Annotated in this window: 13 protein-coding genes, 1 tRNA gene and 3 rRNA genes; 11 read left to right on the top strand and 6 right to left on the bottom strand. The window is 65.5% G+C overall.

Annotated elements, in window-relative coordinates:
- The first annotated feature begins 476 nt into the window (after window positions 1–476).
- The 5 genes from C2R22_RS10670 (at window position 477) to C2R22_RS25015 (ending at window position 7,632) form a co-directional block, all read left to right on the top strand.
- Window positions 477–1,943, top strand: a 16S ribosomal RNA gene (locus tag C2R22_RS10670).
- Between the two features lie 127 nt (window positions 1,944–2,070).
- Window positions 2,071–2,142 (top strand) — tRNA-Ala (locus C2R22_RS10665).
- A gap of 220 nt (window positions 2,143–2,362) precedes the next feature.
- Window positions 2,363–5,277: ribosomal RNA gene (locus C2R22_RS10660) — 23S ribosomal RNA — on the top strand.
- A 176-nt stretch (window positions 5,278–5,453) separates the two neighbouring features.
- A 5S ribosomal RNA gene (gene rrf, locus C2R22_RS10655) occupies window positions 5,454–5,575 on the top strand.
- Together the 16S, 23S and 5S rRNA genes with 1 tRNA gene alongside form the textbook arrangement of a ribosomal RNA operon.
- A gap of 470 nt (window positions 5,576–6,045) precedes the next feature.
- Window positions 6,046–7,632, top strand: a complete 1,587-nt coding sequence (locus C2R22_RS25015; RefSeq protein WP_162562454.1) for a hypothetical protein — start codon at window positions 6,046–6,048, stop codon at window positions 7,630–7,632.
- Window positions 7,633–7,714: 82 nt separating this feature from the next.
- On the opposite strand, the gene C2R22_RS10645 is transcribed toward C2R22_RS25015, so the two are convergent.
- The 4 genes from C2R22_RS10645 to C2R22_RS10630 form a co-directional block, all read right to left on the bottom strand.
- Entirely contained in the window at window positions 7,715–8,089 is a 375-nt protein-coding gene (locus C2R22_RS10645; protein WP_103425741.1) for a hypothetical protein, read from the bottom strand.
- Window positions 8,086–8,523 (bottom strand): hypothetical protein, encoded by a 438-nt coding sequence (locus tag C2R22_RS10640; protein WP_103425740.1) that lies wholly within the window; start codon window positions 8,521–8,523, stop codon window positions 8,086–8,088. The genes C2R22_RS10645 and C2R22_RS10640 overlap by 4 nt, the downstream gene beginning before the upstream one ends.
- A gap of 247 nt (window positions 8,524–8,770) precedes the next feature.
- On the bottom strand, window positions 8,771–9,247 hold the full coding sequence (locus tag C2R22_RS10635) for a hypothetical protein (protein WP_103425739.1): 477 nt from the start codon (window positions 9,245–9,247) through the stop codon (window positions 8,771–8,773).
- Window positions 9,237–9,575, bottom strand: coding sequence for a hypothetical protein (locus tag C2R22_RS10630; RefSeq protein WP_103425738.1), 339 nt, complete (start codon window positions 9,573–9,575; stop codon window positions 9,237–9,239). The genes C2R22_RS10635 and C2R22_RS10630 overlap by 11 nt, the downstream gene beginning before the upstream one ends.
- A 168-nt stretch (window positions 9,576–9,743) precedes the next feature.
- Between C2R22_RS10630 and C2R22_RS10625 the strand changes: the two genes are divergently transcribed.
- Window positions 9,744–10,934 (top strand): redox-regulated ATPase YchF, encoded by a 1,191-nt coding sequence (locus C2R22_RS10625; RefSeq protein ID WP_103425737.1) that lies wholly within the window; start codon window positions 9,744–9,746, stop codon window positions 10,932–10,934.
- Window positions 10,935–11,009: 75 nt separating this feature from the next.
- Window positions 11,010–11,654 carry a universal stress protein gene (locus C2R22_RS10620; protein ID WP_103425736.1) on the top strand — a complete coding sequence of 215 codons (645 nt, stop codon included), beginning with the start codon at window positions 11,010–11,012 and terminating at the stop codon, window positions 11,652–11,654.
- A gap of 11 nt (window positions 11,655–11,665) precedes the next feature.
- On the opposite strand, the gene C2R22_RS10615 is transcribed toward C2R22_RS10620, so the two are convergent.
- Window positions 11,666–12,214 carry a CinA family protein gene (locus C2R22_RS10615; protein ID WP_103425735.1) on the bottom strand — a complete coding sequence of 183 codons (549 nt, stop codon included), beginning with the start codon at window positions 12,212–12,214 and terminating at the stop codon, window positions 11,666–11,668.
- Window positions 12,215–12,368: 154 nt separating this feature from the next.
- On the opposite strand from C2R22_RS10615, the gene C2R22_RS10610 reads away from it, so the two are divergent.
- Both C2R22_RS10610 and C2R22_RS10605 read left to right on the top strand, forming a co-directional pair.
- Complete coding sequence (locus C2R22_RS10610; RefSeq protein WP_103425734.1) at window positions 12,369–14,771, top strand: xanthine dehydrogenase family protein molybdopterin-binding subunit; 2,403 nt, start codon at window positions 12,369–12,371, stop codon at window positions 14,769–14,771.
- A gap of 62 nt (window positions 14,772–14,833) precedes the next feature.
- Window positions 14,834–15,835, top strand: a complete 1,002-nt coding sequence (locus C2R22_RS10605) for an LLM class flavin-dependent oxidoreductase (RefSeq protein WP_103425733.1) — start codon at window positions 14,834–14,836, stop codon at window positions 15,833–15,835.
- A 3-nt stretch (window positions 15,836–15,838) separates the two neighbouring features.
- Here the strand turns inward: C2R22_RS10605 and C2R22_RS10600 are convergent, their stop codons facing one another.
- Window positions 15,839–17,500, bottom strand: a complete 1,662-nt coding sequence (locus C2R22_RS10600) for a (2,3-dihydroxybenzoyl)adenylate synthase (protein ID WP_103425732.1) — start codon at window positions 17,498–17,500, stop codon at window positions 15,839–15,841.
- A gap of 77 nt (window positions 17,501–17,577) precedes the next feature.
- Here C2R22_RS10600 and C2R22_RS10595 point away from each other — a divergent pair, with 77 nt between their 5' ends.
- Complete coding sequence (locus C2R22_RS10595; protein WP_162562453.1) at window positions 17,578–18,642, top strand: alcohol dehydrogenase catalytic domain-containing protein; 1,065 nt, start codon at window positions 17,578–17,580, stop codon at window positions 18,640–18,642.
- A gap of 227 nt (window positions 18,643–18,869) precedes the next feature.
- Window positions 18,870–20,195, top strand: coding sequence for an ABC transporter substrate-binding protein (locus C2R22_RS10590; protein ID WP_245902732.1), 1,326 nt, complete (start codon window positions 18,870–18,872; stop codon window positions 20,193–20,195).
- The last annotated feature ends 15 nt before the right edge of the window (window positions 20,196–20,210 follow it).

The raw sequence follows: 20,210 nt of genomic DNA, 5'->3' as shown, positions 1-20,210 counted from the left end.
ACGACGCGCCCGGGTCACTCCGGGCGTGTCAGCGTCACCCCCGACGCGTCACACGCACACTCACACTCCATCACGCTTCGATGGGGTTAAGTGCGACAGGCCGTTTCGATGTGATGCGAAGCACAACACAACGCACTGCGACTGCGGGCCGTTCAACCCGGCCCGCGCTCGCCTCGGACGCACCATCGAGCTTCGACGGGTTTATCCCTGTCACCCTCGTTGGTTCAGGTCCGAACCACTCGTGAGGATTCCCCCCTGCGGTCCGCCGTAAGACGGAATCTGATGTTAGCCCTGGTAGTTCGGTGACACCCGGACGGACTCTCTCGAACCGACTCACACCAGAGTCGATTCGACTCGATATCGAGTCCGTGTGCGCGTGTCACTGGACGGACCTTGCAATGCAGAACGGTGATTCGTGCTTTCACACCTGTGAAAGCGCAAATCCCGCCACCCCCTGTCTCTGACGAGACAGGAACATTCCGGTTGATCCTGCCGGAGGTCATTGCTATCGGGGTCCGATTTAGCCATGCTAGTTGTACGTCTAACGTAGCGAAAAGCTCCGTAACACGTGGCCAAACTACCCTGTGGAGGGCCATAACCTCGGGAAACTGAGGCTAATAGCCCATACGACGCCCACGCTGGAATGCCGGGCGGCCGAAATGCTCCGGCGCCACAGGATGTGGCTGCGGCTGATTAGGTAGACGGTGGGGTAACGGCCCACCGTGCCGATAATCAGTACGGGTTGTGAGAGCAAGAGCCCGGAGACGGAATCTGAGACAAGATTCCGGGCCCTACGGGGCGCAGCAGGCGCGAAACCTTTACACTGCACGCCAGTGCGATAAGGGGACCCCGAGTGCGAGGGCATACTAGCCCTCGCTTTTCACAACCGTAGGGAGGTTGTGGAACAAGAGCTGGGCAAGACCGGTGCCAGCCGCCGCGGTAATACCGGCAGCTCGAGTGATGACCGCTGTTATTGGGCCTAAAGCGTCCGTAGCTGGCCACGCAAGTCCGTCGGGAAATCCACTAGCTCAACTAGTGGGCGTCCGGCGGAAACTGCGTGGCTTGGGACCGGAAGGCTCGAGGGGTACGTCCGGGGTAGGAGTGAAATCCCGTAATCCTGGACGGACCACCGATGGCGAAAGCACCTCGAGAGAACGGATCCGACAGTGAGGGACGAAAGCTGGGGTCTCGAACCGGATTAGATACCCGGGTAGTCCCAGCCGTAAACGATGCCAGTTAGGTGTGGCAGAGGCTACGAGCCTCTGCTGTGCCGTAGGGAAGCCGAGAAACTGGCCGCCTGGGAAGTACGTCCGCAAGGATGAAACTTAAAGGAATTGGCGGGGGAGCACTACAACCGGAGGAGCCTGCGGTTTAATTGGACTCAACGCCGGACATCTCACCAGCTCCGACTACAGTGATGACGGTCAGGTTGATGACCTTACCACGACGCTGTAGAGAGGAGGTGCATGGCCGCCGTCAGCTCGTACCGTGAGGCGTCCTGTTAAGTCAGGCAACGAGCGAGACCCGCACTCTTAATTGCCAGCATCAGGTTTCCTGGATGGGTACATTAAGAGGACTGCCGCTGCTAAAGCGGAGGAAGGAACGGGCAACGGTAGGTCAGTATGCCCCGAATGAGCTGGGCTACACGCGGGCTACAATGGTCAGGACAATGGGTTCCAACCTCGAAAGAGGACGGTAATCTCCGAAACCTGGTCGTAGTTCGGATTGTGGGCTGAAACTCGCCCACATGAAGCTGGATTCGGTAGTAATCGCGTTTCAGCAGAGCGCGGTGAATACGTCCCTGCTCCTTGCACACACCGCCCGTCAAAGCACCCGAGTGGGGTCCGGATGAGGCCTGGCTCCCAGGTCGAATCTGGGCTCCGCAAGGGGGCTTAAGTCGTAACAAGGTAGCCGTAGGGGAATCTGCGGCTGGATCACCTCCTAACGAACGGGACTCACCTGTACGGTGAGCCCACTTTCACTGCACGCAAAGACCGTCCACTGACACCCACCCACGCACTCGACACAGTCCGAGTCCGCCCGGGCACCTAAGAACTACCAGGGCTAACCGGGCCCGTAGCTCAGCGGCAGAGCGCCTCCTTTGCAAGGAGGAAGCCCTGGGTTCAAATCCCAGCGGGTCCACTCCCGGGACTCATCCCGAACCGTGTTCCTTATAAGGACCACGGCGATACGATGAGTCCCGAACGAACCGATGCACCATCCCGCGAAAGCGCGGTTGGGAAGGGTCGAACGCGCCCGGCGTCACCGGGAGCGTAATGAGATCGTATGTACGTGCAATCCAGGCGTCCACTGGACTCGTTTCAGTTTATCGAGTCAAGTGCGCCCACACAACACAGTCACAACAGTCTGGCTACTGTACTGGCTGGTGAATGGCTCGGCTCGAGAGCCGACGAAGGACGTGCCAAGCTGCGAAAAGCCTGAGGGAGCCGCACGGAGGCGAAGAACTCAGGATCTCCGAATGGGAATCCCCACCGCAATTGCCTCGCGCAATGGGGAACGCTCCGAATTGAAACATCTCAGTAGGAGCAGGAAAAGAACGCAAAAGCGATGTCGTCAGTAACGGCGAGTAAACGCGACACAGTCCAAACCGAATCCCTCACGGGACATGTGGTGTTCGGACTGACTCTCACTATCCGACCATCGAACTGAAGTCTCCTGGAACGGAGCACGATACAGGGTGACAGTCCCGTAAGTTCGATCAGTACGATACGCGTCAGTTCCAGAGTAGCAGGGGTTGGATATCCCTTGTGAAGGTCCCAGGCATCAACTGGGAAGACTAAACACTCCTCGAGACCGATAGCGAACAAGTAGCGTGAGCGAACGCTGAAAAGCACCCCGAGAAGGGCGGTGCAATAGGGCCTGAAATCAGTCAGTGATGGAACGACGGGGCATACAAGGTCCCTCGACGAACGACCGACGCGCGAGCGTCCAGTAGGACTCGAGGGAAGCCGGTGTCGCGTCGTACGTTTTGAAAAACGAACCAGGGAGTGTGCCTGTCTGGCAAGTCTAACACGAGCATCGTGGAAGGCGTAGGGAAACCGATACGGCCGCAGTCTTCGGACCAGGGCCACCGTGTTCAAGCGCGGGGAGTCAGACGGGCACGACCCGAAACCGAGTGATCTACGCGAGGGCAGGGTGAAGCGTGGCGAAAGCCACGTGGAAGCCCGCTAGGGGTGGTGTCCTACAATACCCTCCCGTGACCCGCGCGTAGGGGTGAAAGGCCCATCGAACTCGGCAACAGCTGGTTCCAGTCGAAACATGTCGAAGCATGACCTCAGCAGAGATAGTACGCGAGGTAGAGCGACCGATTGGGAGACCCGCCTCCGAGAGGAGTCGGCCTCCCTGTCGAACTCCGAACTTGCGTACGTCGTAGAAGCTGGGAGTCCGGTGTCCCGGGGTAAGCTTGGGCACCGTGAGGGAGACAACCCAGAGGTAGGTTAAGGACCCCAAATGTGGATTAAGTGCGACCGAAGATTGTCTCGAGCCCTAAACAGCCGGGAGGTGAGCTTAGAAGCAGCTACCCTCTAAGAAAAGCGTAACAGCTTACCGGCCGAGGTTCGAGGCGTCGAAAATGATCGGGGCTCAAATCCACTTCCGAGACCTACCAGTCCTCACCAGAGGAACCTCGTAGACTGGCGTTCTGTACGGGTGGAAGCACGGGTGAGAACTCGTGTGGACCGCACAGAAACGAAAATCCTGGTCACAGTAGCAGCGAGAGTCGGGTGCGAACCCCGACGGCCTGAAGAGCAAGGGTTCCTCGGCACTGCCAATCAGCCGAGGGTTAGTCGGTCCTAAGTGTGACCGTAACTCGAATCACACAAATGGGAATCTGGTTAATATTCCAGAACCGTGTGCACTCAAAGTCGACGCTTTGGGGACCACCGAACCGGGCTTTCGCCCGGTCGAACTGAGGAAACTCGTGGAAGCCGTAATGGCACGAAGCGAGCGAAGCTCAGGACAGCGCAAGTCGGTGTTACCCAGAGCCCGTGAAAAGACGAGCACATCGTCCGTACCGAGATCCGACACAGGTGCTCTGGCAGAGCAAGCCAAGGCCTGTCGGGACCAACCGACGTTAGGGAATTCGGCAATTTAGTCCCGTACGTTCGCAATAAGGGATGCCTGCCTTTGACGAGGCAGGTCGCAGTGACTCGGACGCTCCGACTGTCTAGTAACAACACAGGTGACCGCAAATCCGCAAGGACTCGTACGGTCACTGAATCCTGCCCAGTGCGGGTATCTGAACACCAGGTACAACTGGACGAAGGACCCGTCAACGGCGGGGGTAACTATGACCCTCTTAAGGTAGCGTAGTACCTTGCCGCTTCAGTAGCGGCTTGCATGAATGGATCAACGAGAGCGTCGCTGTCCCAACGTTGGGCCCGGTGAACTGTACGTTCCAGTGCGGAGTCTGGAGACCCCCAAGGGGAAGCGAAGACCCTATAGAGCTTTACTGCAGGCTGTCGCTGAGACGTGGTCGCTGATGTGCAGGATAGGTAGGAGGCGTTACACAGGTACCCGCGCTAGCGGGCCACCGAGCCATCACTGAAATACTACCCGTCAGTGACTGCGACTCTCACTCCGGGAGGAGGACACCGGTAGCCGGGCAGTTTGACTGGGGCGGTACGCGCTCGAAAAGATATCGAGCGCGCCCGAAGATACCCTCACGCGGGTCGGAAACCCGCAGAAGAGTGCAAGAGCAAAAGGGTGTCTGACAGTGTTCTTCCTAACGAGGAACGCTGACGCGAAAGCGTGGTCTAGCGAACCTACGAGGTTCATTCATGGGACCCGTAGATGACAGAAAAGCTACCTTAGGGATAACAGAGTCGTCACCGGCAAGAGCACATATCGACCCGGTGGCTTGCTACCTCGATGTCGGTTCCCTCCATCCTGCCCGTGCAGAAGCGGGCAAGGGTGAGGTTGTTCGCCTATTAAAGGAGGTCGTGAGCTGGGTTTAGACCGTCGTGAGACAGGTCGGCTGCTATCTATTGGGGGTGTGAAGACACCTGACGGGAACGCTCGTATAGTACGAGAGGAACTACGAGTGGTGGCCACTGGTGTACCGGTTGTCCGAGAGGGCAGTTGCCGGGCAGCTACGCCACACGGGGTAAGAGCTGAACGCATCTAAGCTCGAAACCCACCTGAAAAAGAGGTGTCACCGAGGTCACTCGTAGAAGACGAGTTCGATAGACTCGGGGTGTACGCGACGAGGCAACGAGTCGTTCAGCCCGCGAGCACTAACAGACCAAGCCATACTCATCCACTGTCTGTGTGGACCGCACTGTGACTCGAATCAGAACTGAACCGAGTCCAGGCGCAAACTGGATTGCACGTACGTACGATCAGACCCGCTCTCACACAGAGAGCGCGACCGAAACGCTCGGTTCGTCTACCGACGTTGGACGCGACAGCGGTTCGATTCCGCTGGTCGGCATTGAGGCGGCCACAGCGGCGAGGTAACACCCGTACCCATCCCGAACACGGAAGTTAAGCTCGCCTGCGTATCGGCAAGTACTGGGGTGCGCGAGCCCCTGGGAACACCGATTCGCCGCCTCCCACTCATACTTCATACTCATATTCGTACTCGTACTGGTACGTACAGTCGTACTTTTAGTCGAACTCGTACCCACACTCGTCCTCGTACTCATACTCGGAGGCGGTTTCACACGCAGCGTGACGACTCGAACGCGACGCGTCCGTGTACCCGCCTCACCTTTCAGCCTCCCCCGCGTTTTTCATCACAGAGCCGCAGGCTCGACGAGCACACGCGCCCACGCGCGTTCGGGATGCAGAGCGAGTCGTCACTCGGCCTGTCGACGGACGGGCACCCTACGGCCATCGCAGTTGTCGTCCGCGTCCGAACACGGATCGGTCGCCGAACACCTCTCGTTTCCGGAATCGACCGTCTCGAACTGTCTTCCTCTCGATTAAGCCGGATAAATCCGGCTAAAACGGGGATGAACCGGCCCGAATCGGTGCTGAGCGAAGCCCTAGTTTAAGATATTGTGACTGTTCGTCGAACGTGAAATGCGCCGCAAACTCACAGCCATCCTCCTCACGGCGATGCTGGTGATGACCGCCTTCTCACCAGCGGCCGTCAGCGCACAGGAGACAGAGACGAGCCTCGGAGTATCGCTCGCGCAGGACCCCACGACGGGGAACGCCACCGTGACCGTCACTAGCGACGGCACACCCGTCGAGGACGCGACGGTAAACGTCACGTCGGGCGTTACCTACGCGGGCGAGGGAACGTACACGACCGACACCGAGGGGAGTATCGAACTGCCGAACCCCGATCAACCGGTCGACATCGAGGTCGAAGTGACGGCTAACGGCACCACGACGACCGAGACGTTCACCCTCGTCCCCGTCGAGGACTCCATCGACGTGACCCTCACGCAGGACGACGACGGGTCGGTCCACCTCGAAGCCACCCAGTACGGTGACGCGCTCGTGGGGGCCGAGGTCGACGTCACCTCGACGGTCGCCTACACGGGAGAGGGTACGTACACGACGGACGAGAACGGGAGCCTCGCGCTCCCCGAACCCGCCAGTGCGACCGAACTCACCGCCGTGGTGACCAGCGGTGACCTCGAAGCCATTCGGACGGACTCTGTCGAACCGATTGCGGAGTTCGAAGTCGCCGTCGAGGCGAACGACGACGGCACGGCGACTGTCACCGTGACGCGCGACGACGCGGCGGTGGACAACGCGACTGTCGCCGTCGAGTCGGACGCCCCGTACGCGGGCAACGGGACGGACGCGACGGACGAGAACGGGACGCTCGCGCTCCCCGAACCCGCCGAGACGGTGAACGTCACGGTGACGGCCGCCGACGGTGACGACGAGGCGACCACGGTCGCGGAACTGTCACCGGTCGACACCGGACTCGCCGTCGACGTCGTGCAGAACAGCGACGGGACGGCAACGGTGACCGTCACCGACGACGGTGCGGACGTCGAGAACGCGACGGTGAACGTCACCTCGGACGTGGCGTACGACGGGAACGGCACGTACGAGACGAGCAACGACGGGACGGTCGGCCTCCCGGCGCCCGATCAGAACCTCACCGTCACCGTGACGGCGATCAACGACAGCGAGGAAGCCACCGCGACGAGCGACCTCACGCTCGTCGAGAACGGCGGGTTCGCGAACTTCGGCCTGTGGGTCTCCTCGTACGTCCAGCAACTGAAGGACGGGGGGTACTTCGGGAAGGAGTTCGGGCAGAAGGTCTCCGAGTTCGCGACGGAGAACAACCCCGGTGCGGACAACAAGCCCGACCACGCTGGACCGCCCGAGCGCGGTGAGGAGAACGACGACGCGGATGGTGAGGCCGCCAGCGACGACGAAAAACGCCGTGGACCGCCGGAGCACGCGAACGACGACAAGGGTGCGGACGAGCAGGACGACGAGACTGAAGGGACCGAAGAGACGGCCGAGGACAGCGCGGCCGACTCGGACTGTGCGGCCGACTCGGACGAGGAGTCGTGTGAAGCCGACGACACGGGCGAAACCGACGACGAAGCCGAAGACGACGGAGACGACGCGCCCGGCAACAGCGGGAACAAGGGCAATCGCGGTGGCAACGGAAACGGCAACGGTCCGAAGAAGTAACTGACCGCTGTCGACTCTCTTCTCCCTGTCGAGTCTCGATGACGGGCGGTGATCCGTCGCGAAGCGCCGAACCGCTTCGGACTCACTCCTCCGGCGTCTCGACAGTCGCGTCGGCCTGCACACCGCCGAGATACGTGCGTCGGTACCACTGTTCGAGACGGCGGCGAATCGCCCCGACACGGCTCGCCGTGGTCGCCGCGTCGACGGCGAGGGTGACGGTGAACCGGTCCTCGAAGGCGATGTGGGCCACCTTCCCGTCGACGTGGTACCGTTCCGTGACGTCGACGTGGAACTCGTCGTCAGCGCCGACGCCGGGATCGACGCGGAGCGTCTGCGACAGCCAGTTCGAGTCACTCCCCATTGTCGGGTCCTCGCGGACCGCGACGAAGACGTACGCGTCGCCTTCGACTCCGAACAGCGTCGGCGTCGTCGTCTCCAGCGTCGACCGTGTGGTCATCGGTGCCGGACAGAGTCGGCTCTCGCGTTCGCTCGCGCGGGACGGTCCCCCCTCTCCCCCCTTCTCCCCACGCCGCTGGTGTCGAAGTCGTCCCCCCAGTGCCGGCGACACCACGTTTCGAGCACCGATTCGAGAGCGTCGACCCTCGGTGGCGACCGGAGGGTCGGGGTCGAAACGGTGACCGTCGCGGCGTCTCGCTGCGACGGGGCCCCGGACGCCTCGCGGTCGATCCGTCGCGTGACGTGGAGGACGAGTTCGTCGGGCGACCCGTCGCTCGGGTCGACACGGACCGAGAACTTCGTCAGGCCGTCTCTCGGCCCCGACTCGGTCACGGTGGTGAAGACGTACTCGTCGTCGACGCGCGTCGCGCCTGACGGTCCGGGGTGCTGTCCCGCCTCGTGTGGGCGTGGGCTAAACGTCGGCGTTCGGGTCATAGATAGATGGAGGTCGGCCGGCCCGGGCTGAACCCCGCGCGAAACAGGAGCTCATGGGCGCGGCAGGAAGCGCGTCGGGTGGTGCGCGAGGACGGCCCGGCGCGACCTCTACTCTCGGGAACGCACAGGAGTCAAAAGGGGTTTCTGACCGTTCTCTCCAAAAGGTCCCCCGACCGCCCAGGACTCGACACTGCACGTCGGCAGCGCCGCGACCAGCACTCGCCTCCGGTCGAGTCACCGGGGCCGATTACTCGACCGGAGCGGTGAGGACGGTTTCGGGGACGCCGGCCCGGGCCGCGACCCGTTCGGGCTGGACGTCGAACCAGCGGAGGGCGAGTCGGGCACCGCGTCTGATTGCGGGTCGCGCCGGGTCGTCGACCGGCCACGGGTCGAGCGTCGGAGCGCTCGTCGGTCCCGGAGCGGACGGTGAGGAGGGCGTGGACGCGCCACCCGCGCTGTCGAGGAACGGGACGACGGCCAGCGACACCAGCGCGGCCGGGAGCACTCCCTCGACGCTGGGGCCGGACTCGCTGACACTGGCCCCGCCGGTGGTATCGGCCTCCCCGCTCGTCGTCGGTTCCGCGTCGGGTTCCGTCTCGGCGTCGCGATAGCGGTCGAGGCTTCCGGCGAGCGCGAAGTACCGGCGTGCGTCGACGTCGTCGACGAGCGCCCGTTCGAGGGCGCGTCGCTGGACGAGACGCACCCACTCGCCGTCAGCCGTCACGGCTCTCCTCGCTCGGTGCCGACAGCGAGTGGTCGACGACGGTTCCGTCCGGCCGCAGCGTGACCGTCCCGAGCGTGACCGTCTCTCCCGACGACGTCGACGACGCGATGCCGCGGAGCGTCGCCTCCTGATCGAGGTGGTCCCAGACGACGCGCTCGACGAGACGCTGGAACTCCTCGGGGTCGGTCCAGCCCGAATCGATAGAAGAGGGGACGCGAACGACGAACTGGAGTTCCTCCCTGGTGACGTGGATGCCGACGCCGAAGGTGTCCGCGTCGGCCCGGTCGTCCGTCTCCGCCCGCTCGTGGTCCGGGTCGGCGTCGCTCATGGTACACGCTCGGAACGCGCGCGACAAATACTCCGTGGTACCCGCGTCGGTTGTGAACGGTCGGGCCCGAGACCGAACGACACCGCGTCGTCGGTGTGACAGGGGACGGCGTGGCACTGCCGACCCGGATAGCGGCGTTTTTGCCCGGCGGGTGGCGACCGGGACGTAATGAGCTATCGTATCGGCCTGGTCGGCAAACCCTCGGTGGGCAAGTCGACGTTCTTCAACGCGGCGACCATGAACGACGTTCCGGAGGGGGCGTACCCGTTCACGACCATCGATCCGTCCATCGGGGAGGCGTACGTCCGCGTCCCCTGTGCGGCCCCCGAGTTCGACGAGACGTGTACGCCATCGGTCGGTTTCTGCGACGACGGCACCCGATTCGTCCCCGTGAAACTCATCGACGTGGCCGGGCTCATCCCGGGCGCTCACGAGGGGAACGGTCTCGGGAACCAGTTCCTCACCGACCTCAACGAGGCGGACGTTCTCGTCCACGTGGTCGACTTCTCCGGGGAGACCGACATCGAGGGCGAACCGACCGAGGGGCACGACCCGCGCGAGGACATCGCCTTCTTGGAGGACGAACTCGACCAGTGGTACCTCGACGTTCTGGAGAAGGGGCTCGAACGCTACCGGACGGGCTACCACGGCGCTGAAGGCGACGTGGAGGCGGACCTCGCGACGCAGATGGACGCCTTTCGGACGTCGGAAGAAGAGATCAAGCAGGTCGTCCTCGGCCTCGGACTCTCCCTCGACCCCGACACCTGGAACGAGGGGGACAAACTCGACATCGCCCGCGAACTTCGCACCCGCACGAAGCCGATGGTCGTCGTCGCCAACAAGATGGACACCCCCGCGGCCCAGGAGAACTACGCGGAGATAACGGACGACCCCGACTACGACCACCTCACCGTCGTTCCCGCGTCGGCACACGCCGAGAAGGCGCTGAAACAGGGGGCGGAGGCGGGCGTCGTCGACTATCAGGCCGGCGACGATTCGTTCACCATCCAGGGCGACCTCTCCGAGGAACAGGAAGCGGGTCTCGAACGGATTCGAGACTTCGTCTCCGCGTACGACGGGACGGGCGTTCAGCGGGCGCTCGAAACCGCGCTGTTCGACGTCTTCGGCGCGCTCGCGGTCTTTCCCGGGAGCGCCAACGGCCGCTCGGACACGCAGGGCGTCTTCCGCGACTGCTTCGTCCTCCCCGACGGCGCGACGACGGAAGACTTCGCGTATCACATCCACTCCGACATCGGCGACGGCCTCCTCCACGGCATCGACTGCCGCTCGGGACGACAGATCGGCGGCGACCACGAACTCGCCCACCGCGACGTGGTCGAACTGGTCACCACGAGCTAACCCCGGTTCTCACTCGACTGGAACGTGCTGTCGGTTATTTGAATAGTCGGGCGGTCGATACGGGTGTGAAGGGAGATGTACGACGCTGTGCTCGTTCCGACGGACGGTAGTCCGGGTTCCGAACGCGCGGTTCGACACGCCGTCGACTTCGCCGAGACGTACGACGCCACGCTCCACGCGCTGTACGTCGTCGACGACGGGGGCGACGCCGACGCGGGTACCGACGAGGGGGACGACGAACCCACCGAACGGGGCAAGCAGGCCATCGACCTCGTCCGCGAACAGGCCGCGAAGACGACCGTTCCGCTGGTCGCCGACCTCCGCCGCGGCGACCCGGCGTCGGAGATTCTCCGCTACGTCGAGACGACCGGTATCGACCTCGTGGTGATGGGGACGCACGGACGGACCGGTATCGAACGGCACCTGCTCGGAAGCGTCGCGGAGCAGGTCGTCCGCGCCGCGTCGGTGCCGGTCGTCACTCTCAACCTCCGCGGGTCGTCCGACCGCGTCACCTCCGAGGAGGAGGCGCGGACGGTCGCCCGCGAGGCCGTCTTCGACGCGTTCCCGGTCGAGCAGAGCGACGTCAGCCTCGACCCGGGGGCGTACCGCGAACCGCACGCGTGGGTGTTCGAGGGGAGCGTCGCGGACCGACACGTGACCGTCTACGTCGACCGCGCGACGGGCGACCCCCACGTCGTGCGGGCACCGAACGGGTCGTGACCGAGTCGTAGCTACACCCCGCCGGCGGTGTCGGAGGTCGCCTCGGAATCGGTGACCTCCTCGACGGCTTCCAACAAGTCCGAGAGCGCTCGCGTCGCGCTCTGGGTTTTCACCTCCGCTCGCTTCCCCTCGAAGACGTACCGCTCGGCACGAGCGAACGAGTCGTCGCTCCCCCACGGCGCGGCGTAGGCGACGCCGACGAAGACGAGGCCGACCGGCTTGTCGGGGGTTCCTCCCGTCGGCCCCGCGATACCCGTCGTCGAGACGCCCCAGGTCGTTGCAGACACGTCTCGCACCCCCTGTGCCATCTCCCGGGCGACGGGTTCGGAGACGGCACCGTGGGCGTCGAGCGACTCCCGCGAGACGGCGAGCGCGTCGAGTTTGGCGTCGTTCGAGTAGGTGACGGCCCCGCGGTCGAGATAGTCGCTCGACCCGGGGACGTCGGTCAGCCGCGAGCAGACCAAACCACCCGTCAGCGATTCGGCGACGGCGACCGTTCCTCCCGTCTCCCGGAGCGCGTCGCCGACGCGGGCTTCGACCGCGTCGTCGGTCTCGTGCATAGGGGTTCGGTGAGGCCGAGAACACATGAACCCTCGCGCCGGCCGTCGCGCACGGACGGTCGGTCCCCCGCGCCGACGTGTAGTATCCCATCCCCGCCGAGTGTGGTATATCGGCACACACCGTTATAACGCCCCCCTTCGTTTTCGTAACCCAATGAGTACGGACGAGACGGCGAAGCGGGATTCGGAGCCGACGGGGACGACGTCCGGGAGCGGAACCGGCGTCGGGGCGAGCGTCAGGCGCGTGGAGGACCGGCGGTTCCTCACGGGGACGGCGCGGTACACCGACGACCTGCGGGTGCCGGACGCGGCCCACCTCGCAATCGTCCGAAGCCAGCACGCCCACGCCCGCGTCACCGACATCGATACGACCGCCGCCGAGGCGCTCGACGGCGTCCTCGCCGTCGTCACGCCCGAGACGATGGACGCGAGTCGTCTCCCGACACCGTCGCGTCTCCCCATCATCCCGGGGCCGGGCATCTCGACGGCCGAACACCTCAACTGCCCCGTCATCACCGACGGGACCGTCCGCCACCAGGGCGAACCGGTCGCGGTCGTCGTCGCCTCGGACCGCTACGCGGCGCGTGACGGCGTCTCCGCCGTCGACGTCTCCTACGAGAAACTCGACACGGCCGTCACCCTCGACGACGCGCTCGCGGACGACGCACCGGCGATTCACGACGGCACCCCCGACAACGTCGCGTTCGAGTGGGAGTACGGCGACGGCGACGCGATGGACGACGTCTTCGCCGCGGCCGCTCACACCGTCTCGGTCGACATCGGCAACCAGCGCATCGTCCAGAACCCCATCGAACCGCGGGCGGCTATCGCCGAGTTCGACCCCGGGACGGGCGAACTCCGCCTCCAGAGCACGACGCAGATTCCCCACAAACTCCGACGCGACCTGTCGGCGGCGCTCGACTATCCGGAATCGAAGATTTCCGTCGTCGCCCCGGACATGGGTGGCGGCTTCGGCAGTCGCTGCGTGCCCTACCCCGAGGAGGCGCTCGTCGCGTGGACCGCGATGCACCTCGAACGGCCGGTGCGCTGGCAGGGAACCCGGACGAGCAACTACGCGAGCGACATCCAGGGTCGCGGCGTCACCACGGAGGGAACGCTCGCCGTCGACGACGAGGGGCACATCCAGGGGTTCCGCGTCGACCTCGTCGACGACATGGGCGCGTACCTCTCGGCGTTCGCGCCCGGCATCGCCATCACGTGTCTGAACGTGATGACCGGCCAGTACGATATCCCCGCAGTTCACTACCACGTCCGGGGGGTGATGACCAACACGACGCCGTCGGACGCGTACCGCGGCGTCATCGAGACGGAACTCATCCACACGCTGGAGCGACTGGTCGACCGGGCCGCCGCCGCGGTCGGCGTCGACCCCGCCGAGTTCCGCCGGCGGAACTTCGTCCCGCCCGACGCGTTCCCGTACGAGACCGCCGCCGGCGGGACGTACGACAGCGGCGACTACGAACCCGCACTCGACGAGGCGCTCGACCTCGTCGACTACGAGGAACTCCGCGCTCGACAGGCGGAGTGGCGGGAGGAGGGACGGTACCTCGGCATCGGCATCGGCGCGTGGATCGAGAAGTGCGGCTTCGGTTGCGGCGGGAAGGTCGCCTCCTGGGAGTACAGCAACCTGCAGTGTCACCGCGACGGCGGTATCACGGTCCACGTCGGCACCTCGAACCACGGCCAGGGCCACGAGACGACGTACGCGCAGGTGGTCTCGGAGAAACTCGGCGTGCCCATCGACCGGATCGAAATCGTCGAGGACGACACCACCCGGGTCCGCGAGGGCGTCGGCACGTTCGCCAGTCGGTGCGCCATCACGGCGGGCGGGTCCATCGGCGAGAGCGCCGAGAAGGTCGTCGAGAAGGGAAGACACATCGCCGCCCACCGTCTCGAAGCCGCGGCCGAGGACGTCGTCTTCGAAGCGGGCGAGTTCTCCGTCGCCGGCGCGCCCGACCGCTCGATGTCGCTGGAGGCGGTGGCCGAGGTGGCGCACGTCGGCTACGACCTCCCCGAGGGCGTCGAGGCCGGCCTGGAGGCGACGTCGTACTTCGACCCCGACGACTACTCGTACCCCTTCGGCGTCCAGATTGCGGTCGTCGAGGTCGACCCCTCGACCGCGGAGGTGTCCTTCGAGACGTTCGTCTCGGTCGACGACTGCGGCGTCCAGATCAACCCGAAAATCGTCGAGGGACAGGTCCACGGCGGGACGGCACAGGGCATCGGCCAGGCGCTGTTCGAGGGCGCGATGTACGACGACAACGGGACGCTCGTCAGCGGCTCACACATGGACTACGCGCTCCCGAAATCGTACCACGTCCCGGATATGAAGACGGGCTTCACCGTGACGCCGTCGCCGCGGAACCCTCTCGGCGTGAAGGGCGTCGGCGAGTCCGGCGCGGTCGGTGGGCTCGCGGCGACCGTCAACGCGGTCGAGGACGCCCTCGCCCCGTTCGGAATCGGCGACCTCACCCCGCCGCTCACCGGGCAGACCATCTGGACCGCCCTCCGGGAGGCCCGCGGGGAGGCGGACTGACGGGACTCGGAGTCGGCGCAGTCGGTAGGTGTATTTACCCACGTGGTGTGTAGGCGTATCACATGCAAATCGCCGTCTCGGACACCGTCGGTCCGGCTACTGAGATCCGAAAGCAGGCCGAACTCGCGGCCGAACTCGACTACGACGCCTTCTGGACGCAGGAACTCATCGACACGAAGGACGGAATCACCACCGCGACGGCGCTCGGGGCGTGGGGTATCGACATCGACATCGTCGTCGGGTTGCCGAGTCCGTACACGCGTCACCCGGCGATGATCGCCACGGAGGTCTGCTCCGTCGACGACTACTCCGGGGGGCGGGTGCGCGGCCTCGCCGTGGCGACGAGCGCCCCGGAGGTCGTTCAGAAGTTGGGCGAGTCGCTCGACCGCCCTATCAAGCGGATGAGCGAGACGCACGACATCCTCCGGTCGATTATTCGAACCGGACGCTGCGACTACGAGGGCGACATCTACACGATTACGAACTGGAAGCTCCGCAGCGAGTTCAGTAGCGACATCCCGCTCTACCTGGCGGGGATGGGCCCGAAGATGCGCGAACTCGCCGCGGCGAAGTTCGACGGTCTCTGGCTGCCGTTCAACGCGACCGTCCCCTTCGTCGACGACGTCACCGACGAAGGTGACGACCTTCTCGTGACCCGGTTCGACCGCGACCCCGACGAGTTCCTCTACGCGCTCAACATCCCGACGGCCGTCGTCGACGAGGAGGACGAACTGAGCGTCGACGAGCAGGTCCGCGACGTGCTGGAGTTCACGGCGTGGCACTGCTGCAGCGACCACATCAAGCCGCTCGTCGAGCGCGCCGGCATCGACTACGACGTCGACGCATTGCGCGAGGCCGTCCGGAACAACGACTACGAGGCGATGAAAACCATCGTCGACCGCGACTTCCTGAACACGGTCGCGGCCGTCGGGTCGCCCGAGACGGTCCGCGACCGCTACCGCGAGTACGTCGACGCCGGCATCGACTGTCCGGTCATCTACAACTACGGGCCCGAGTCGGTGAAGCTCCGGAACGTCGAGGCGCTCGCGCCCAGCGCGTTCTGATCGTTATACACTCTCGCCGGCTCCGAACTCGCGCTCGACGGCCCCGCGGTCGATCTTTCCGACGTCGGTCTCCGGGAGCGACGCGACCACGGCGAGTCGTTCGGGCCGGCGGAAGACGGCCAGCCCCCGCTCGTCGAGGAAGGCCGTCACCTCGTCGAGCGTGAGCGACGCTGTGCCCCGCCGGAGTTCGACCGCCGCGCCGACCCGCTCGCCCAGCGCCTCGTCGGGGACGCCGACGACGGCCGCCTTGGCTATCTTCGGATGCTCGACGAGGACGTCCTCGATGGCCGGTGCGTAGATGGTCTCCCCGGCGCGGTTGATAGTGTCGTCGAGGCGCCCCCACACCTCGTACGTGCCGTCCGGACGCTGTGAGAAGACGTCGCCGGTGTAGAACCACCCGTCGTCGTCGAACGACGACTCGTTCGCGGCCTCGTTGCGGAAGTAGCCGGTGAACACCCCGGGGCCCCTGACGACGAGTTCGCCGAGTTCCCCCCGTGGGACCTCCCGGCCCTCGTCGACGATGCGAATCTCGTCGCCGGGACCGAGCGGTCGACCGACGGTCGTCGCCTGTACCTCCACCGGGTCGTCGGGTCGGGTGATGACCTGCGCCCCTTCGCCCATGCCGAAGACGTTGCAGAAGCCGGCGTCCCACTGGTCGGCGACCCGCCGGACGAGGTCGGGCGGGACCTTCTGTCCGCCGGAGCAGACGACGCGAAGCGTCGACAGCGTCGCGTCCGCCCCGGCGTCGAGGAAGTCGATGAGCTGTTTGGGGATGAGCGTGGTCACGTCGCCGTCGACCCGGTCGACGAGGGCGACGAGCGGGTCCGGCTTCAACGCCGGTTCGACCGCGACGGTCGCGCCCGCCCAGAGGCCCGCACCGAGGACGTACCCGAACGCGAAGCTGTGCGGAATCGGGAGTCCGGCGACGAGCGTCCAGTCCGCCTCGACGCCCATCGCCCGCGCGATGTGCTCCCAGAGGTAGACGTAGTCGTTGTGGGTCCGTGGAATCGCCTTCGGGAGACCGCTCGTCCCGCCCGAGAGCATGAACAGCCCGGGGTTGCAGGGGTTCACGTCGTCGCCGTCGACCTCCTCATCGTGGTCGCGCAGGGCCGTCAGGTCGTGCCATCCGGTCGGTGCATCGCTCCCGTCCCCGGCGACGGCGACGCACGCGTCGAGGTGCGCGTGGTCGTCGACGACACTGTCGACGAGTCCCACGTAGTCGAAGCCGAGGTCGTACCGGTCGCCCGCGGTGACGACGGCCTTCGACTCGGTGAGGGAGACGACGTGTCCCAGTTCCTGTTCTCGGTGCCGCGGGAGGACGAACGCCGGGACGACGCCGAGGCGCGAACACGCGAGGAACGCCTCGACGAACTCGACGCAGTTCGGCAACTGGAGGGTCACCGTGTCGTCGGCCCGGAGCCCCAGTTCGTCGCGGAACGCGCCCGCGAGCCGTCTGGAGTTTCGGGCGAGGTCGCCGTAACTCAGTTCGCGCTCCGGCCCGACGAGCGCTCGCCGCGACGGCGTGGCCTCGGCCACCCGGTCGACGACGGCGTGGAAGGTGAGGTCACGCCAGTCCCCCGCCTCGCGATACGCCCGGACCCGGTCGGCCGGAAACGGAACGTATCCCTCGATGTCGGTCGTCGCGTGGGCGGGCCCGTCGTGCATACCCTACGAACTTGGAGCCCGGATATATAGCTAGTCACCCCCAACAGTATATGCCACGCGCCGTCGAATCGGGAGGAATGACCTCCCCGACGTCCGAGACGACGATGCGCGCGGTCGGCTTCCACGAACACGGCGACATCGACCAGTTCGAGTTGCTCGACGTGCCGGTCCCCACCATCGAACCCGACGAGGTGCTCGTCGACGTTCGGGCGGCGTCGCTCAATCACCAGGACCTCTTCGCCGTCAGAGAACTCGAACACTACGTCCCCGAGTACCCGTTCTGGGGCGGCGGCGACATGGCGGGGACGGTCGCCGCCGTCGGCGACCGGGTGACGGGGTGGGACGTCGGTGCGCGCGTCGCCGTCGACCCGACGATTACGTGTGGGACGTGTCGGTTCTGCCTCGCGGGCGAACAGTCGATGTGCGAGCGGTACCAGGTGTTCGGCGAACACCGAAAGGGCGGATTCGCCGAGTACGCCGCCGTCCCCGCCGAGAACCTCGTCTCGGTTCCCGACTCGGTATCCTTCGAGACGGCCGCCGCCGCGCCGATGGTCACCGGAACCGCCTGGCGGGCGCTGGCGACGCGCGCCTCGCTCGAACCGTACGAGGATCTGCTCGTCGTCGGCGCGACCGGCGGACTCGGCCACATGGCCGTTCAACTCGCCCGCGAGGTGCTCAACGTCGACACCATCTACGCGACGACGAGCACCGAGGAGAAGGCGGCCTTCCTCCGTGACCTCGGCGTCGACCACGTCATCGACTACACCGAGGAGGAGTTCAGCGCGCGGGTGTGGGAGCTCACGGGCAAGCGCGGCGTCGACGTGGTGTACAACAACGTCGGCGGGGAGACGTGGGTGCCGTCGATGCGGGCGCTCAGGTCCGGGGGGCGGCTGGTCACCTCGGGGGCGACCGCCGGTCCCAACCCGCCGACCGAAGTCAGGCTGGTGTTCGTCCGCCAACTCGACGTGCTGGGGAGCACCGCACACAGCGCGACCGACCTCCGGCACGCCCTCCGGTACGTCTGGGACGGGACCGTCGAACCCGTCGTCCAGGAGACGTTCCCGCTGGAAGCGTACGCCGAGGCGTTCCGGACGATGGCCGACCGCCGGGCCTACGGCAAACTCGTCTTCACAGTCGACTGACCGGATACGCACATCCGGACTAAATACCGTAAATGATGCGGTAAAATATAAGGAGATATCCCATCCCTTCGTTATTCACACCGCACGACTCCCCGGAGTTTCCCGATACACTTATCAAATGTGGCCATGTGGGTTGAGAACGAGTAACAATGAGCGAGAGGCATACGTCCCGGAGGGCGAACCGTTCGAGCCGTCGGAGGTTCCTGAAACTCACGGGGGCGAGCGCGATGTTGGCGACCAGCCTCGCCGGCTGTGCGGGCACCGAAGGCGGCGGGTCGACCGCGACAGCGACCGACGCCCCGAGCGGTGGCGGAGCGACACAGACAGAGAGCGGCGGCGGCGGACAAACCTCGACGGGCACACCGACGTCGTCGGGTCCCGAGCGGGTCGTCTTCGGGCAGCCGGCGGGTATCTCGGGGAAGTGGGACTTCCTCCAGCCGGCGGTGTCGCAGGCGTCGGAGCTCGCGACACAGCAGATCAACGACGCCGGCGGCCCCCTCGACGCCGAGTTCGAACTCCTGCGGCGTGACACGGCGGTCAACCCACAGCAGGCCCGACAGGTGGTTCGACAGCTCGTCAACAACGACAGGGTCCCGGCGATCAACGGGCTCTTCTCGAGCGAGATCGTCCCGCTGTGGGACTTCATTCAGGAACTCGAAGTCCCGATCATCTCGCCGTGGCCGGGGTCGACGTTCCTCGACACCCGCGGGGGTGACCGGGGAACGCCCGAGGACCTGAGCGACGACGAGTGGCTCTGGCGGACGGTCATCGGCGACACGGTCCACACCGCCGGCGCGGCGAAAGCGATGATCGACAACGACTTCACGACGCTCGGGGTCCTCAACGGGACCAGCGCCGGGGAGCGGAGCTGGTCCGACTCGTTCATCGCCGCGTTCGAGGACCTCGGGGGGACGGTCGCCCAGCGCGTCGAGGTCTCGGAGGGGCAGTCCTCGTACCAGTCGTCGCTCGACCGGCTGTTCCAGACCGACTTCGACGCGTGGGCGCTCGCGGTGGCGCTCACCGACGCGACGACCGTCATCCGCGACTGGTCGAACGCGGGCTACGGGCGTCAACTCCTCCTCGAAGACGGGCTGATGGACGCCGACCTCATCGAGGCGGTCGGCGAGCAGGCCGAGGGCGCGTGGATTGCCGCCGGGAGCACGCAGGGACCGAACTACGACAGCTTCCTGCCGGCGTTTCAGGAACTGGGCGACGCCGACGTTCACACGTGGGGCGTCGCCTCCTACGACGCGACGAACGTCCTCGCGCTGGCGACCCACCGCGCGGGCGAGGCCACGCCGGAGGCCATCGAGCAGAGCATCGGTCCCGTCACCCGCGAGGGCGGGACGGCGGTCTCGAACTTCGCCGAGGGCAAGGAGGCGCTCGACGCCGGCGAGGAGATCAACTACGAGGGAGCGGTGACGCCGGTCGACTTCACCGAGTTCGGAAACGTCTGGGGGAACGTCGGCGTCTCGACGGTCACCCCCGACGGCTTCGAGGAGGAGTTCACCGTCGAGGCGGACACGCTGAAAGAATCTATCGCGGACTACTGACCACCCCCTCGATAC

Source organism: Salinigranum rubrum (assembly GCF_002906575.1).
Classification (GTDB): Archaea; Halobacteriota; Halobacteria; order Halobacteriales; family Haloferacaceae; genus Salinigranum; species Salinigranum rubrum.
This window is presented reverse-complemented; position numbering and strand designations above follow the sequence as displayed.